The following is a 15,587-nucleotide window of genomic DNA, read 5'->3' on the forward strand; positions in this document are numbered from 1 at the left end:
TATTTGTCTCCGGAATCTCAGATGAGTACCTTGAATTTCAATCCCATTTTGGTCTGATTTTAACGGATAGTGCAACGGGGGGTTGGGCTTCCACTATCCTCGATTTCAATCCCATTTTGGTCTGATTTTAACCAAACGCATACCTCTCAAATGACGCGCATGTGAAGCTGCATTTCAATCCCATTTTGGTCTGATTTTAACCATCTATGAGAGGGTTAAGGATACGATGATCATTGACATTTCAATCCCATTTTGGTCTGATTTTAACCTTCCGTGGGAACAGGCTTAATCCTTCAATTTCCAAGATTTCAATCCCATTTTGGTCTGATTTTAACCCGAATCCAGCGATAGCCCCGCCAATCGCCCCATTCATTTCAATCCCATTTTGGTCTGATTTTAACCCCGGAGACAACACAGGAGCACTCGAATCATATGAAATTTCAATCCCATTTTGGTCTGATTTTAACCCGAATCCAGCGATAGCCCCGCCAATCGCCCCATTCATTTCAATCCCATTTTGGTCTGATTTTAACCATAAATGTTACCAGTTACTGAGGCATTTGAGACTTATTTCAATCCCATTTTGGTCTGATTTTAACCAGTCATAGAATAAGCCAGGGCTTTACAACCCTATGCAATTTCAATCCCATTTTGGTCTGATTTTAACGTATAGTATGAGAAGGATAAAATCCTTCAAGTAAAAACATTTCAATCCCATTTTGGTCTGATTTTAACCCCTTGAACTTGACACAGCGATACTTAATGACCAGATTTCAATCCCATTTTGGTCTGATTTTAACAGGATGACCTGAAGCAATTCATCCAGTCAGATTCAACATTTCAATCCCATTTTGGTCTGATTTTAACCATCGAATCTGCGGAGGAAGACGGGGTGGCTTGTGAATTTCAATCCCATTTTGGTCTGATTTTAACAGGGCGGATTTTTTCTCTATTTGGCCTGTATCACCCTGAAATTTCTCCTCTCAGACTTATAAATTTGTCGATCCCCAATAATGCAGTTCATTTATATTGACAGACGACTTGTTGTAGAGCTTTATAATTAAAAAATAAAGATCATGAATAATTTAAAAAATTAAAATCAAAATTTTAGCGAGATAAAAAGTTAAAAATGAATTATTAGACATTTTAATGATAAAATAAGCTTAAAATAACATAGGGTTATTATAAAAGGCTGGCTGGAAAATGGTCAAAAACTTCTGGAGGATATCACTTCAATGGCCCGAAAAAATAATTTTATTTGATTAAAATCTTTAAAAATAATTTTTAGTGTGATATAAAACTATTGGAATCATTAAGGCTGTTTTATGATTTCATAGAGTTTATTTGAATTTCCATCACTGAATCAAAATCTTTTAAATCATTATAATCTAAAAAAACAAAATTTAAGAAATCATATGGATCATTAACAGCCTTCTGTTGTGGATTGAGAAGGTGAAAAACCAATAATGAAGAGTCACCAGAAAGCCTCTTCATAACTATTTTTAAGTGGTCACTCCAACTATTTATCTAAAGTCAATGAATTAAGTTAACCTGGTGATACCATGCCATATAATGTTAAAGACATTTCACTTGCCCCTCAGGGCAAAAAGAAGATCCTGTGGGTTCAGGAACACATGCCTGTACTTGAAAGGATCAAGCGGGACTTCTCAGAGGAAAAACCATTCGAGGGGATCAAGGTGGCCTCATGCCTCCATATAGAACCAAAGACCATAAACCTGGGACTCACCCTCCTGGCGGGCGGTGCAGAGGTTGCCATGACAGGGTGCAACCCACTATCAACCCAGGACGATGCAGCCGCTGCTGGAGCAAAAATGGGCCTCAACATGTACGGCTGGCGCGGTGAAACCAATGAGGAGTACTATGAAAACATACACCGCGTCCTGGACCATGAACCTGACATCCTCATAGACGACGGGGCAGACATGATATTCCTGGTCCACAGGGAAAGGAGGGAACTCCTGGATGGAATAATAGGTGCCTGTGAGGAGACAACAACAGGGATACACCGGCTAAAAGCCATGGCAGCCGATGGTGCCCTCGAATTTCCAGTCATGGCCGTGAACGACGCCTACACAAAGTACCTCTTCGACAACCGCTACGGGACAGGCCAGTCCACATTTGACTCCATAATGGGGACCACCAACATGCTCATAGCAGGCAAAACCGTTGTGGTGTGTGGCTATGGTTGGTGCGGGCGCGGAATAGCCCTGAGGGCCCAGGGTCTTGGCGCAAACGTCATAGTAACCGAAGTCAACCCCATAAGGGCACTCGAGGCCCGTATGGATGGATTCAGGGTTATGAGGGTCTCAGAGGCCGTTAAACATGCAGATATACTCGTAACTGCAACAGGAAACACCGATGTGGTTGCGGGGGATGACTTTATGAACATGAAGGACGGCTGTGTGATGGCAAATGCAGGTCACTTCAACGTTGAAATAAACAGGGAGGACCTTGAAAGGTTATCAGAGGAGAAAAGGCTGGTTAAGGAGGACATAGAGGTCTTCATCATGCCTGATGGGCGCAAATTATACCTCCTTGCCGAGGGGAGACTTGTGAACCTTGCCTCAGAGAGGGGTCAGGGCCATCCCGCAGAGATAATGGACATGAGCTTTGCAATGCAGGCACTATCAGCGAGACACCTACTCAGTGAAAAACCTGAACCCGGCGTCTACAGGGCCCCTGATGAGATAGACATGCGGGTTGCGGAGATGAAACTGGAGGCCATGGGGATCCAGATCGATGAACTGACAGAGAAACAGATAAGGTACCTTGAAAACTGGGAAGAGGGGACATAGGAGGAAGAACTTGGGTTTCTTCAGGATGATAGATAAGGGCAAAGGTCCTGTAAGGCTCTTTGTTGGTGGTGTGCATGGAAAGGAGGGCTTCACAGCTATAAGGGCCCTCAAGAGGCTTGGTTTCAATGACATCAGGAGGGGAAAGCTGATAATATACAGCTGCAACCCCACAGAGTACCTGAGCACCCTTGACCCCAATTATTACAGGAGCCAGCAGGGAATGGAAATAATAGGGCTCATAGAGAAGTACCGGCCATCAACATACCTGGAGGCCCACTGCTACAGAGAGGAAAGCTACGACAGATTAACGGATCCCTCAAGGAGGAACAGGGACGGTGTCCCTCCCCTCATAGAACTGGAGAAGGGTGTTCTGATAGGGTCGGTGTCACCCCACATACGCAAGAAACTCTTCAGACGCGAGGATATCTGCCTGACCATTGAGATGCCCTGTCTAAGGAGCCCCATGGACGAAGCTGATGGACTTGAGGTTTACGTGAATTTCCTGAAGACCGTTGCCTCATCAGAGACCCGTGAAGAACTGGAAGAGCGCCTTGGCAGGAGATACCCTGAGCAGGTTGAAACCGCCAGGAGATACGCCAGGGAGTTCTTTGGGGAATACCCCCCTTTCTAGATGAATGGAAAATCATTTAATGAAAATGAGGTACTGGATTACCTCAGGTGAAATCCGGGGTGGATACTATCAGTGTGAAATCATACATAAAGAGGCTTATTAAACTTGTTGAGATGGAGAGGGAGGCGGAAATAAACGCCATGATGAATGAGATAAGGAGGCTGTCCCCCCAGAAGCGTGAAAGGGTAGGGAGGGCCATAAATGGCCTTAACGGTAAGGTAACCGGGCGTGAACTTGGATTCCATCTCGTGAAATACGGGAGGAGGGAACCCATAGATACCCAGATATCAGTTGGTGACCTTGTCCTGATAAGCCGTGGAAACCCCCTCAGAAGTGACCTCACAGGTACCGTGGCGGCGAAGGGTAAACGATTCATTGTGGTGGCACTTGAAAATGTCCCCCGCTGGGCCCTGAGGAACGTCAGGGTGGACCTCTACGCCAATGACATAACCTTCCAGAGGATGATAGACAACCTGAAGGGTGCGGGAAGGAATGTGTTCAGGGTTTTAAGGTTTCTGCTGGGGGATGAAAAGCCATCTGGTCACCAGATCGTTGAATTCGAGCCCGTGGACCCTGAACTCAACAGGTCCCAGAGGGAGGCCATAATGAGGGCCCTGGGGTCAGATGATTTCTTCCTTATACACGGACCCTTCGGTACAGGAAAGACCCGTACACTCCATGAACTCATAAGGCAGGAGGTCAGGAGGGGTAACCGTGTCCTTGTGACGGCTGAGAGCAACGCTGCAGTTGATAACCTCCTTGAGGGAATCGCAGGTCATCTGAGATGTGTACGTCTCGGACACCCCCAGAGGGTCTCCAGGACCAACCTGCAGGAGACACTTGCATATAAACTTGAGAACCACCCCGACTACAGGAGGGTCCTCGAATACCAGGAGAGGATTGACAGGCTCATTGAGGAGCGTGAAAGGCACCATAAACCCACCCCCCAGCTGCGCAGGGGGCTCACAGACAGTCAGATAATGATCAACGCCACAAAGAGGAGGGGTGCCCGTGGCATATCCCCAAATGTGATGATATCCATGGCCCGCTGGATAGAGGTCAACCAGCAGATAGATGAACTCCACAGGAAGATGCAGGAGATTGAAGTTGAAATCGTTGAGAGGATAATCCGTGACAGCCAGGTTGTCCTTGCAACCAACTCATCTGCGGCCCTCGAGTACATAGATAATGCGAAGTTTGATGTTGCAATTGTTGACGAGGCATCCCAGGCCACAATCCCCAGCATACTCATACCACTCTCACGGGCACCAAGGTTCGTGCTGGCAGGGGACCACAGGCAGCTTCCACCAACCATACTGAACCCTGAGGCCTCTGAACTGGAGGTGACACTCTTTGAGGAACTCATAGATTCATACCCTGAGAATTCATGGATGCTGAACTGCCAGTACCGTATGAACCCTGCCATAATGGAGTTCCCAAACAGGGAGTTCTATGGTGGAAGAATAAGGGCCCGCCCCTCACTTGAGGAAATCTCAATACTGGATGTTATATCCACTGAGATCCCCGACTCCATGCCACACAGAAAACTTGCAGAAAGGGACCCCGTCCTCTTTATTGATACCTCAAAGGTTGGGGTGGGTGAGAGGAGGCTGAAGGGATCAACATCAATCCAGAACCCCCTTGAGGCTGACCTTGCAGTTATAATCGCTGGTGCACTCATCAGGATGGGTGTGAAAGAAGAGGAGATCGGTATAATAACACCCTACGACGACCAGGTGGACCTGATATCCTCCATGACCTGTGTTGAGGTTAACAGTGTGGATGGTTTTCAGGGGCGTGAGAGGGAGGTCATCATCATCTCAATGGTTAGAAGTAACAGTGAAGGTAACATAGGTTTCCTCAGGGACCTCAGGAGGCTCAATGTTTCACTTACACGGGCAAGGCGCAAACTCATAATAATAGGTGATACCGGCACCCTCTCATCCCACCCCTCCTACCGGAGGCTGATTGAATTCTGCAGGGAACGGGGATTCCTCTATGAACCATCAGCCGGTGATCTGAGGGAGTGGAGTCCATGATCCTCAGAACCAGTCCTATGACAACCTCCACTATTATACCTCCATGACCAGTGGATCCCATGATCCTCAGAACCAGTCCTCAAGGCTTTTCTGTGTGAATGAAGCCCCTTCAATTTTTTTAAGAGCAGCCATCACCCTTTCCTCTGAGAAGCCATGCTCACCGCAGAGGAACTCTATGACCCCATCCCTATCAGGTTTCCTCCATTTCAGTTCATAGTCCCCGGTCACGTCAGGTTCAAGGAATATCCCCCTGAGGACCTCGGGGTCGCCTCCGATGTCCCCATCCACCTCATCAATTACACTGAATACGTCACCCTTTTCCTTTATGAGTTTGAGTCCCCTCCTGGCACCTATCCCCTTTATTCCATCATTGAAGTCTGTGCCAACGAGGAGTGCCAGGTCCACCAGCTGTTCATGGGTGATTGAAAGATTCCTGAGGGCAGATTCCAGTTCAATTATCTCTGGTTCCTCCAGTTTTCCGCTGAGTGTGAGATTTCTCACGACCCTGGGGGCTCCGAAGAGGAGGCAGTCGTAGTCCTGGGATGCCACTGCCCAGGCATCACCCCTCCTAACAATGAATGATGCCTGCGCCTCGCCTTCTCCCGGTGCCTGAACGTATGGGATCCCTAGGAGTTCAAGGAGCCTTTTGGAGCTTTCAACTATATCCTGTGACATCCTTGAGGACCTCACAGCATACTTCCTTGCCCTCTCGATGTCCCCCTCCTCAAGGGCCCTCCTCCATTCCACTTCAGATTTCTTCCGGGTCTCAATACGCCTTGTTACTGTTTCGCCCTTCAGGTGATGGGATTTCCCATCAAAAACATAGGCCATCCTTATATCCCTCTCCATCACCGCCGCTGTCCTGTAGAGTATGCCGCTGAGGTGGGATGTCACCCGCCCCTCTGAGTCCATGAGGGGTGTTCCATCCCTCTGTCTTATGCTTGAGAGGAACTGGTATATGCTGTTGGCTGCATCAACTGCAACGGTGCGCCCCCTGAGATCATCAAGCCTTATCTTCTCTGCCGATATTATATCCTTTAATTTAACTCCCATGAAAACACCGTTACCGGAATTCTTCCCTGAACCAGTCGAATGGGAAGGTCTCCTTTATCCTTATGAGCACCTCGTCCTGGTGGATTATGTTGTAGGTCCTTGTGAGCATGGGGGAGTCTGTTTTGAATATTTCCCTGAGTTCTCTGCTGGGACTTTCTATGTCAAGGATCTCTATCTCCCTGCGGGATTCTATGCTGTGCTTCTTCAGTATCCTCCCTATGGGTATATCCGCCCTTATGAGGTCCTCTCTGAATCCATCATCAAGCCTTGATAGTGGTATGTATGATACCGCGTGTATTAGCGGTTCATTATTCCCTATCACAACCACCCGGTGATTAACCATTTCCCCGGGTGATATCCTGAGTTTATCTGCGATTTCTGGAGTTGATGGTATGAATTCCTGTTTTATGGTCCTTATGGTCACTGTTCCCCTCAGCACGTCAAGTATCCTTGTTACCGAGCCGTCTGTTGATAGCAGTATCTTCTGGGTGTTTGAGAGCCTCCCTATTATCCTCTCGATGCGTTCAATCTCCTCCAAGACATTGACATCCATTTCCTGCCTCCCTCATAATGCGGGTCTTCCCATTTTTTTATTCAGGTGCGCTGATCACATGGTGATGGAATCATATCACTTTAAGAATTCACCTTATTTTCTATTCGGGTGCACTGATCACCCCTTTAATTGCTGATTCAGCCACAACCGCCGGGTTGGCCAGGTAGACCTTTGATGATGGGTCACCCATCCTTCCCCTGAAGTTCCTGTTGGTTGTGGCTATGCTAACCTCCCCTGGAGCCAGGACCCCCATGTGGGCCCCGAGACAGGGCCCGCAACCTGGGTTGCAGACTATGGCCCCTGCCCTTAGGAAGGTCTCTATTATCCCATCCTCCAGTGCCCTGAGGTAGATCTCCCTTGAGGCGGGTGAAACTATGAACCTCACATCATCATGGACCCTTCTATCCCCAAGGACCTCTGCTGCCATTTTGAGGTCCTCGTAGCGGCCGTTTGTGCATGAACCAAGGAATGCCTCGTCTATGTGGGTTCCCTCAACCCTGTAAACAGGTGCCACATTATCCACGTCGTCGGGGCAGGCAACCTGTGGTTCGAGGTCAGAGACATCGAAGTGGTGGTCCTCCACGTACTGGCTGTCCCCATCTGAACGGTAAACCCGGAAGTCTCTCCCTGTCCTGGACTTTACATACTGGATTATCCTCCTGCTGGGCTCCATTATACCGTTTTTGGCCCCCATTTCAACTGCCATGTTGCAGATGGTCATCCTTCCGGCAACGTCCATTTCATCAACCGTGCTTCCAGTGAACTCCACAGCCCGGTATGTTGCACCATCAACGCCTATTTCCCCTATGATTTTCAGTATAACATCCTTTGCTGTGGTGAACCCCTGCAGTTCGCCTGTAACCTCGATGCGCATTGCCTCAGGCACCATGAACCAGGTTTTTCCTGTGGCGAATACCATTGCCATGTCCGTGGCGCCCATTCCAGTTGCGAATGCACCGAATGCCCCGTATGTGCAGGTGTGTGAGTCTGCACCAACTATGACCATTCCTGGGCGTACAAATCCCTTCTCAGGGAGGACCTGGTGGCATATGCCCTCAGCGTTCTTGAAGATATTATTTATTCCCTGCTCAGATGCGAATTCAGATGTTACCCTCTGGAACTCTGCTGCCCCTATTGTGTTGGGTGGTACGTTGTGGTCGAATACCATGACCATTCTTTCAGGGTCCCATACCCTGTCGGGGCCTCCCCTTGAGGCTATCTCCCTGAATGTGCGGATTGTTGGGGGTGATGTGCCGTCGTGGGTCATTGCAAGGTCAACCCTGGCCTCTATTATCTCGCCGGGTGTGACCTCAGCCACTCCGGCTGCATCTGCAAGGATCTTCTCTGTGATGTTCATTTTAACCACCTGAAAACTATCTAAGGATACCTTCAATCCCTTCGCTTATGTTCATTCCAGCCACCTAGAAGTCAACAGGCCCCCTCACAGACCTTACGATCCTGTAGAAGAGTTCATCGTTAATGTATTTCCCCTTCTCCCTGTTTTTCTTTACCTCCTCCACTATCCTGCAGAGTTCCTCCCTTGTAACCTCTATACCGTACTCCTCAAGTTTTGCCTTGACTGCCCTGCACCCTGAGTGTTTGCCCAGTACTATCTTGCGCTGGTGGCCTATCATCTCAGGGAGGAACGGCTCATATGTGAGGGGTTCCTCTATCACCGCGTCCACGTGTATGCCTGACTCGTGCCTGAAGACGTTCTTTCCAACAATGGGCTTGTTTTCAGGTACCTTCATGCGGGTGTGCTTCTCAACGAGCCTTGACAGCTCATAGAGGACGCTGATGTTGAATCCGAGGTCAACGTCATAGATTATCCTCAGGGCCATTATAAGCTCCTCAAGGGAGGTGTTCCCGGCCCTTTCACCTATACCGTTAACTGTGGTTGAAACTGCGGTTCCGCCTGCCAGGAGCCCTGCTATTGAATTTGAGAGTGCCATGCCAAAGTCATTGTGGCAGTGCATTGCTATGTCCACTTTTATATCCTTTCGAAGTTCCCTTACAAGGTAGTCCATTCCCTGGGGGCTTATGGCACCCACCGTATCTGCTATATGGACCCTGTCTGCCCCGTAGCTCTCAGCCTTCCTGTATATCTGCTTGAGGAAGTCCAGGTCAGTCCTTGTGGCATCCTCTGCTGAGAATGCCAGGAAGAGGCCGTGGTCCTTTGCATACTCTATGGAGTTAAGGCACACATTGAGGGCCTCCTCCCTTGTGAGTTTGAGTTTGTGTTTGAGGTGGAGGTCAGATGTGGCCATGAAGGTTATGACGCCATCAACGTCGCAGTCAATTGCAACGTCTATGTCCTCCTTCTTTGTCCTGCTCAGGGCCAGTATATCTGCATTGAGGCCTTCATTGGCTATTGTCTTTACTGAAACCTTTTCCTGCTTTGATACGACTGGAAAACCACTTTCTATCTGGTGTATGCCCAGTTCATCCAGTTTTCTGGCTATTTCAAGTTTTTCCTCGGTTCCAAGGCATACCCCAGGGGTCTGTTCCCCGTCGCGGAGTGTTGTATCATAAATCGTGATCTTATCAGGAAATTCTAATTCAGCTTCCTTATTGAAGGGACTGACGAAGTATTTCAAGGGATTACCACCTTAACTGATTTATTAAAATGAAGACTCTAGCATTTATTTAAATTTGATATTTAAGTATAAAAGGTTTGAGAGTACAGCCGTCTTCCGGCCCCGCATCTTTTATCTGGTGGTGGTTGTCCTGGCGCTTGCAGCTGTAGATGGTGGGCAGTTACGGAGGGTGCTGGTTTTAATTGTCTATGGTTGTCCGGCGCTTTTCAGCCTCCATGCTCATGAAGTGTAACCATCTTCAGCTCAAGAAGCCCAGATTACCCAGATTCTACCTGACCCAAAGCACCTATTCACCTTTAGCCTCAAGAAGTTCAAGGTAGGATTTTCTCTCGAATTCCCCGCTTACCCCAAGTTTTCTGTAGAGCTCAAATATCTCGCCGAGGGCATCCCCGTAGTCACTGCCATCAGGTAGGTCCGTCTCTATTTCAAGGTAGGTCCCGAGGCCCCTCACGGTATCAATGGATAGGGTGAAATCCTCAAATGAGTAGGTCCTCCTCTCCTTGAAGACCTCCCTCACCCTTCGAAAGCCAAGGGACTCCAGTATCCCTGCTGCTGTTTCAGCGTCTGCAACCTCAACTTCCAGTTCCTTTCTGGTCTTGCTTCTATCATCAATCTTGGGGCCCTTGTAGGTTATGAATGTCCTTTCACCTGTTTTTCTTATTCTCAGCGCTTCGTCGGTCTCTGCAAAGTCCCTGTGGGGGGCATTGAAGTATATGTCAGTCTGTTCCTCATCTGAAATATGGCGCCCCCCAAGTGATACTATGCGTTCGCTTACCTCATCTCCACTGGAAATTTTAGCCTTAACCTCAACCTCTATCAAACTCTACCACCCTTCAATACCACTGGATACAGAGGTATCCTCAAGTCCAGCGTATTCCTTTAAAAACTGTGCCGATTCATCAAGTTCTTCAAGGAGGGCATCTATGATCCTGTCAACACCCTCATATGGACCGAGGATATCATCCCTTTCATCCAGGATGCTCTTTCTCTTGCGCAGGGCTCCCTTCACCTCAGGGTCCCTCATTCTTTCAAGGTACTGCCTTCTGATGATCCTCATGTCCATATGGAGATTGTACCTTATCCTCTTAAGGTTTTTTATGTATCCTTCAACCTCACCCAGAAGCTCAAGGGCCTCCTCCCTGTTTGAGGGGTTTATTTCAAGTCCCTCAACTCCAAGTTCCTCAACCTGTTCCTTGTAGATTCTCGGATCGATAACCACATCATCCCCCCCAGCAAGGACCCTGGGTCCTAAAGAATGCTGTATATGCTATCACTATGAAAATCAAATTATTTAAATTGTGTTATAAAGGGGTGAGCAATTTTACAGAGAACAGCCAGAAGGGTGTGAATGATTTCAATGCACCCTCTGAATTATTAAATATATTATTATCTATAATAACTAGTTTTTTACGTCAATATTAATATAGGTGCATTTAAATTTATATGTAGGTTTAAACTTCACCGGGAGGTATCTAGTTGACAGATGTGGATATCAAGATAGAAAATATTGTTGCTTCTGCAACCCTTGGGAAATCCATTGATCTTCAGACAGTTGCTGAAGCCCTTGAAAATGTTGATTTTAACCGGGAACAGTTTCCTGGTCTTGTATACAAATTAAAGGAGCCTAAAACTGCTGCTCTGATCTTTGGATCAGGTAAACTGGTATGTACGGGTGCAAAATCCATTGAGGATTCCAAGAGGGCCATAAAACTCACAGTTGATATGATGAGGACCATGGACCCTGATATACCTGAGGAATTTGAGATAAAGATCCAGAACATTGTTGCCTCGGCAAACCTCGGGAAACCACTGAACCTTGAGGCCGTTGCCCTGGGACTTGAGAACACTGAATATGAACCTGAACAGTTCCCTGGCCTTGTTTACAGGCTGGATGAACCCAAGGTTGTCCTGCTGCTCTTCGGTTCAGGGAAGGTTGTGTGCACAGGTGCCAAGAGTGCTGAGGACGCTAAGCTTGGAGTTGAAAAGACCAAGGCAAGGCTTGCCGAGTTAGATCTGATTTAATGGTGATATTTTTGATTAAACTTGTAGTCTTTGATCTTGACAATGTCATTATTGATGGGGAAGCCATAGACGAGATAGGAAAGATCGCTGGAGTCGAGGAGGAGGTAATGGAGATCACCGAAAAGGCCATGCAGGGTGATGTTGACTTTGAATCCTCCATAAGGGAGAGGGTGAAACTCCTCAAGGGAACAGCGGTTGAGGATATAAAGGCAGTTGCAGAGGAATTACCCCTCATGGAGGGTGCCGAGGAGACCATCAGGGCCCTCAAGGAGAAGGGTTACCGTGTTGCGGTTATAAGTGGAAGCTTTGACCTGGTGGCCGAACCCATCAGAGATAAGCTTGGTATTGATTACCTGTTCTGCAACAGGCTCCATGAAGAGGACGGTGTGCTGACCGGTGAAGTGAGCGGACCTCTTGTGGAAAACTCGAAGTATGATGTTCTCTGTAAAATCCTCGATAAGGAGGGTATAAGCACCAGCGAATGTGTTGCTGTTGGTGATGGCGCCAACGACATATCCATGATAAAGGCATCCAGATTGGGGATAGCATTCAATGCAAAGCCTGCACTCAGGAAGAAGGCTGACGCCGTGGTTGAGGGAAGAGATCTCAGGAAAATATTGCCGATAATCGAGGAGATAGCTGAGGTGGATGATAAGCTGGATAAACTCGGCTACGATGAGGTGATGGACCTTAAAAATGAATACGAGGAGAAGCTCTCAGGCCTGGCATCTGAAAGGGATGAACTGAATAAAAAGGCCCGTGAAATGAAGGAACTCAGGGATAAACTCAACACCGAACTTCGTGAAACCCTCAACAGGGCTGTTGAACTCAGGGACAGACGTAATGAGATAAATGCAAAGGTTGAAGAGAACAAGAAGCTCAGGGACGAGATAAACCAGGAGATAAAGAAGCTTGAGTGGTCATCCGGTGGGCGTGACAGGATAAAGATAGAGAACGAGATCCGGAGGATAGATAGGATCATAGAAACAAGGGTCCTTGACATTAACAAGGAGAATGAACTGGTCAAGACCGCCAATGAACTACGTAAGAAGCTCATGAAGATCCAGGAGGATGAGGAGACCAGACAGAAGGCCCTTGAACTCAGGAAGAAATCAGAGGAATACCATGAGAAGGTGGTCTCACTTTCAGAGGAGGCCCAGAAGTATCATGAGGAGATGCTTGAGTACTTCAGAAAGACAGACGAGATACGTAAGAAGGCTGATGAGGCCCATGAGAAGTTTCTTGAATTCCGCAGGATGGCCTCGGAGAAACATGAGGAATTCAAGTCAACCCTTGGCAAAATTAAGAGGATAAACGAAAGGATCAACGCCCTCAGATCAGAAAATAGAAACGTTAAAAGAAGGGCCACCCGTGAAAGGGATCTTGAGGAGAAGGAGAGGGCCCGTGAAATATATGAGAAATTCAAAGAGGGCAAAAAGCTTACAAAGGATGAAATCCTTCTTCTTCAGAAGCACAGGATCGTTTAGGGGATCATATATGTGTGAAGGGAAGTCCTCAGACGAAGAAAAGATAGAAGTGTGCTTCATATGCCATAAGAAGTTCAACATAAACGCCGATGACTCAAGCCATTATCATTACGGTAAGTACCCGATGTGCAGTTACTGCAGTGACTTCTATGGATTCTACAGGTGACGGTTCTGAGTGGTAAGATGCACGAAGTTATAATATGTGAGAAGCCCAAGTCATCAGAGAAGATCGCAGGAGCACTCTTTCCAGATGCAGAGAGAAAGAAGTACAGAAAGGTGTCCTACTGGGAATATTCTGAAGGCGATAAAAAGGTGACCATCGTATCAGCGGTTGGGCACCTCTATTCACTTCGCCCGAGTAAACCCGGAGAAGAGCACTTCTTTGACCTTGAATGGGCACCCCTTCATGAAATTGATAAGAAGAAGAACTACGTTAAGGATTACCTCAATGTAATAAAAAAGTTCGCTGCCGGCGCTGACCGCTACATACATGCCTGTGATTACGACATAGAGGGGACGCTCATAGGTTTCAACGCCATCAGATATGGTTGCGGCAGGGACGCGCTCCAGAAAACCGTCAGGATGAAGTTCTCAACCCTCACACGGGAGGAGATAAGGAGCGCATATGAGAACCCCATAGAACTTGACTGCGGGCAGGTGGACAGTGGTGCTGCAAGGCACATCCTTGACTTCATATTCGGTGTTAACATCTCAAGGTCCCTCATGAAATCCGTGAAGGAGGCCACCAACCGCTTCATTAAATTATCTGCTGGGAGGGTTCAGACCCCCACCCTTGCGATACTCGTTGAAAGGGAGAAAGAGATACGGGAATTCGAGCCGGTCCCCTACTGGATAATCCAGGCAGAACTGGAATCGGGGATCGTGGCAGAGAGCAGAAGGGGTAAGATATTCCAGAGGCCCCTTGTTGATGAGGTCCTTGAGAGGTGTGGTGGCGGCGATGCCTCGGTCAGAGGTGTGAAGGTAAGGGACACAGTAAGGAAACCGCCTGTGCCCTTTGACCTTGGGTCACTCCAGTCAGAGGCGTACCGTGTATTTGGATTCAGTCCCAAGAAGACCCAGACCATCGCACAGAACCTCTACACCGAGGGTTACACCTCCTATCCCAGGACATCATCCCAGAAACTCCCTGAAAGCATAGGTTACCGTAAGATACTGGACAGGCTTTCAGAGGACCCCCGGTTCGGTGCGCACATTGAAGGGCTCAGTGAACCCCTCAAACCCCACGAGGGTAAAAAGGTTGATGATGCACACCCTGCAATACACCCGACAGGTCTTCTCCCATCAGATCTTTCCAGTGATGAAAGAAAGATCTATGAACTCATCGTCCACCGTTTCATCAGTGTATTCGGTGAGGATGCCGTTCTACAGACAATGAGGGTCGGCCTTGAAATAGGAGGAGAGGAGTTCAGTTTCTCAAGAAAGAGGGTGAGCAAGAGGGGATGGATGGATAGCTACCCCTACACCCGCATTGAAGATGATGTTTTTCCTGATATATCCGAGGGCGATGTTATGGGCGTGGTGGGAGTATCCGCCCTGGAGAAGGAGACAAAACCTCCGGCCAGATACAATGAAGCCTCACTCATAAGGGAACTGGAGAAGAGGGGCCTTGGAACCAAGTCAACCCGTGCCGATATAATAGCCAAACTCTATGACAGGAAGTACATTGAGGGTAAGAAGATACGTGTGAGCCCCCTGGGTGAGAACATAATTGACACCCTCACAAAGTACTGTGAGAAGATAACCAGTGAGGAACTCACAAGGCAGTTTGAGAGGGAGCTTGAGGAGATCATGGAGGGGAAGATAAGCCGCGACAGGGTGGTGGATGAGGCCATAGATGAGGTTAAATCCATACTCAGTGATATTGAGGGGAACATGAAGGACATAGGCAGGGACCTCTATAAAGCCTATCAGGACAGCAGGGTTGTGGGTGAATGCCCTGCATGTGGCAGGAACCTTGTGATAAAATATTCCCCCAGAAATAAAAGCACCTTTGTGGGGTGTTCAGGCTACCCTGATTGCAGAACCGTGTATTCACTTCCCAGGGGCGCCAGTGTACTTAAAAGTCGCTGCGAAAAATGTGGCCTTCCAATGATATCCTATGGCAGGCCGCGTCAGAGGGCTTGCCTTGACCCATCGTGTGGGAAGAAGGAGTCCACGGGTGAAGAAATCGTTGGTAAGTGTCCTGAGTGTGGATCCGATCTTATAAAACGTTCAGGGCGTTACGGCGAGTTCGTGGGCTGTAAGGGATTCCCCAAGTGTCGCTTCACCTGCTCGGTTGACGATGTTCCAGCTGCATGATGGGTAAATTTTCGCCGGGACACTGCCTCAGCCTGTAGACAGATCAAAGTTTATAAGTATTTACTGAACT

Annotated in this window: 13 protein-coding genes and 1 CRISPR repeat array (1 of these 14 only partly in view); of the genes, 7 read left to right on the plus strand and 6 right to left on the minus strand. The window is 48.0% G+C overall.

What is annotated here, in order from left to right:
• Nucleotides 1–933: a CRISPR direct-repeat array (repeat unit 30 nt; unit sequence ATTTCAATCCCATTTTGGTCTGATTTTAAC); it begins 4,643 nt to the left of the window's first position.
• 629 nt (nt 934–1,562) lie between these two features.
• From ahcY to FVF72_RS03455, 3 genes are all read left to right on the plus strand, one after another.
• Entirely contained in the window at nt 1,563–2,816 is a 1,254-nt protein-coding gene (ahcY, locus tag FVF72_RS03445) for an adenosylhomocysteinase (protein ID WP_147671219.1), read from the plus strand.
• A 10-nt stretch (nt 2,817–2,826) separates the two neighbouring features.
• The gene (locus tag FVF72_RS03450; RefSeq protein WP_147671220.1) at nt 2,827–3,447 is read left to right on the plus strand and encodes a DUF2119 domain-containing protein; all 621 of its coding nucleotides are present in this window, start codon (nt 2,827–2,829) and stop codon (nt 3,445–3,447) included.
• A 74-nt stretch (nt 3,448–3,521) separates the two neighbouring features.
• Complete coding sequence (locus tag FVF72_RS03455; RefSeq protein ID WP_147671221.1) at nt 3,522–5,486, plus strand: IGHMBP2 family helicase; 1,965 nt, start codon at nt 3,522–3,524, stop codon at nt 5,484–5,486.
• A 66-nt stretch (nt 5,487–5,552) separates the two neighbouring features.
• Here FVF72_RS03455 and fen read toward each other — a convergent pair whose 3' ends face one another.
• The 6 genes from fen to FVF72_RS03485 form a co-directional block, all read right to left on the minus strand.
• A complete protein-coding gene (fen, locus tag FVF72_RS03460) occupies nt 5,553–6,539 on the minus strand; it encodes a flap endonuclease-1 (RefSeq protein WP_147671222.1) in 987 nt (328 codons plus the stop codon).
• Nucleotides 6,540–6,549: 10 nt separating this feature from the next.
• Entirely contained in the window at nt 6,550–7,092 is a 543-nt protein-coding gene (locus FVF72_RS03465) for a chorismate pyruvate-lyase family protein (RefSeq protein WP_147671223.1), read from the minus strand.
• A 100-nt stretch (nt 7,093–7,192) separates the two neighbouring features.
• A complete protein-coding gene (gene hacA, locus FVF72_RS03470; RefSeq protein WP_013295052.1) occupies nt 7,193–8,449 on the minus strand; it encodes a homoaconitase large subunit in 1,257 nt (418 codons plus the stop codon).
• 64 nt (nt 8,450–8,513) lie between these two features.
• Nucleotides 8,514–9,689, minus strand: coding sequence for a homocitrate synthase family protein (locus FVF72_RS03475; protein ID WP_147671224.1), 1,176 nt, complete (start codon nt 9,687–9,689; stop codon nt 8,514–8,516).
• A gap of 286 nt (nt 9,690–9,975) precedes the next feature.
• A complete protein-coding gene (gene cyaB, locus FVF72_RS03480) occupies nt 9,976–10,509 on the minus strand; it encodes a class IV adenylate cyclase (protein WP_147671225.1) in 534 nt (177 codons plus the stop codon).
• Between the two features lie 3 nt (nt 10,510–10,512).
• Nucleotides 10,513–10,908, minus strand: coding sequence for a hypothetical protein (locus FVF72_RS03485; protein ID WP_147671226.1), 396 nt, complete (start codon nt 10,906–10,908; stop codon nt 10,513–10,515).
• 257 nt (nt 10,909–11,165) lie between these two features.
• On the opposite strand from FVF72_RS03485, the gene FVF72_RS03490 reads away from it, so the two are divergent.
• The 4 genes from FVF72_RS03490 to topA are packed head-to-tail and all read left to right on the plus strand — an operon-like array spanning nt 11,166 to nt 15,517.
• A complete protein-coding gene (locus FVF72_RS03490; RefSeq protein WP_013295048.1) occupies nt 11,166–11,711 on the plus strand; it encodes a TATA-box-binding protein in 546 nt (181 codons plus the stop codon).
• An 11-nt stretch (nt 11,712–11,722) separates the two neighbouring features.
• On the plus strand, nt 11,723–13,198 hold the full coding sequence (gene serB, locus FVF72_RS03495) for a phosphoserine phosphatase SerB (protein ID WP_147671227.1): 1,476 nt from the start codon (nt 11,723–11,725) through the stop codon (nt 13,196–13,198).
• Between the two features lie 10 nt (nt 13,199–13,208).
• Nucleotides 13,209–13,364, plus strand: coding sequence for a hypothetical protein (locus FVF72_RS09250; protein ID WP_171770388.1), 156 nt, complete (start codon nt 13,209–13,211; stop codon nt 13,362–13,364).
• A 17-nt stretch (nt 13,365–13,381) separates the two neighbouring features.
• A complete protein-coding gene (topA, locus tag FVF72_RS03500; protein WP_147671228.1) occupies nt 13,382–15,517 on the plus strand; it encodes a DNA topoisomerase I in 2,136 nt (711 codons plus the stop codon).
• Nucleotides 15,518–15,587 lie beyond the last annotated feature (70 nt).

Origin of the sequence: Methanothermobacter sp. KEPCO-1, from assembly GCF_008033705.1 — an archaeon.
Classification (GTDB): Archaea; Methanobacteriota; Methanobacteria; order Methanobacteriales; family Methanothermobacteraceae; genus Methanothermobacter; species Methanothermobacter marburgensis.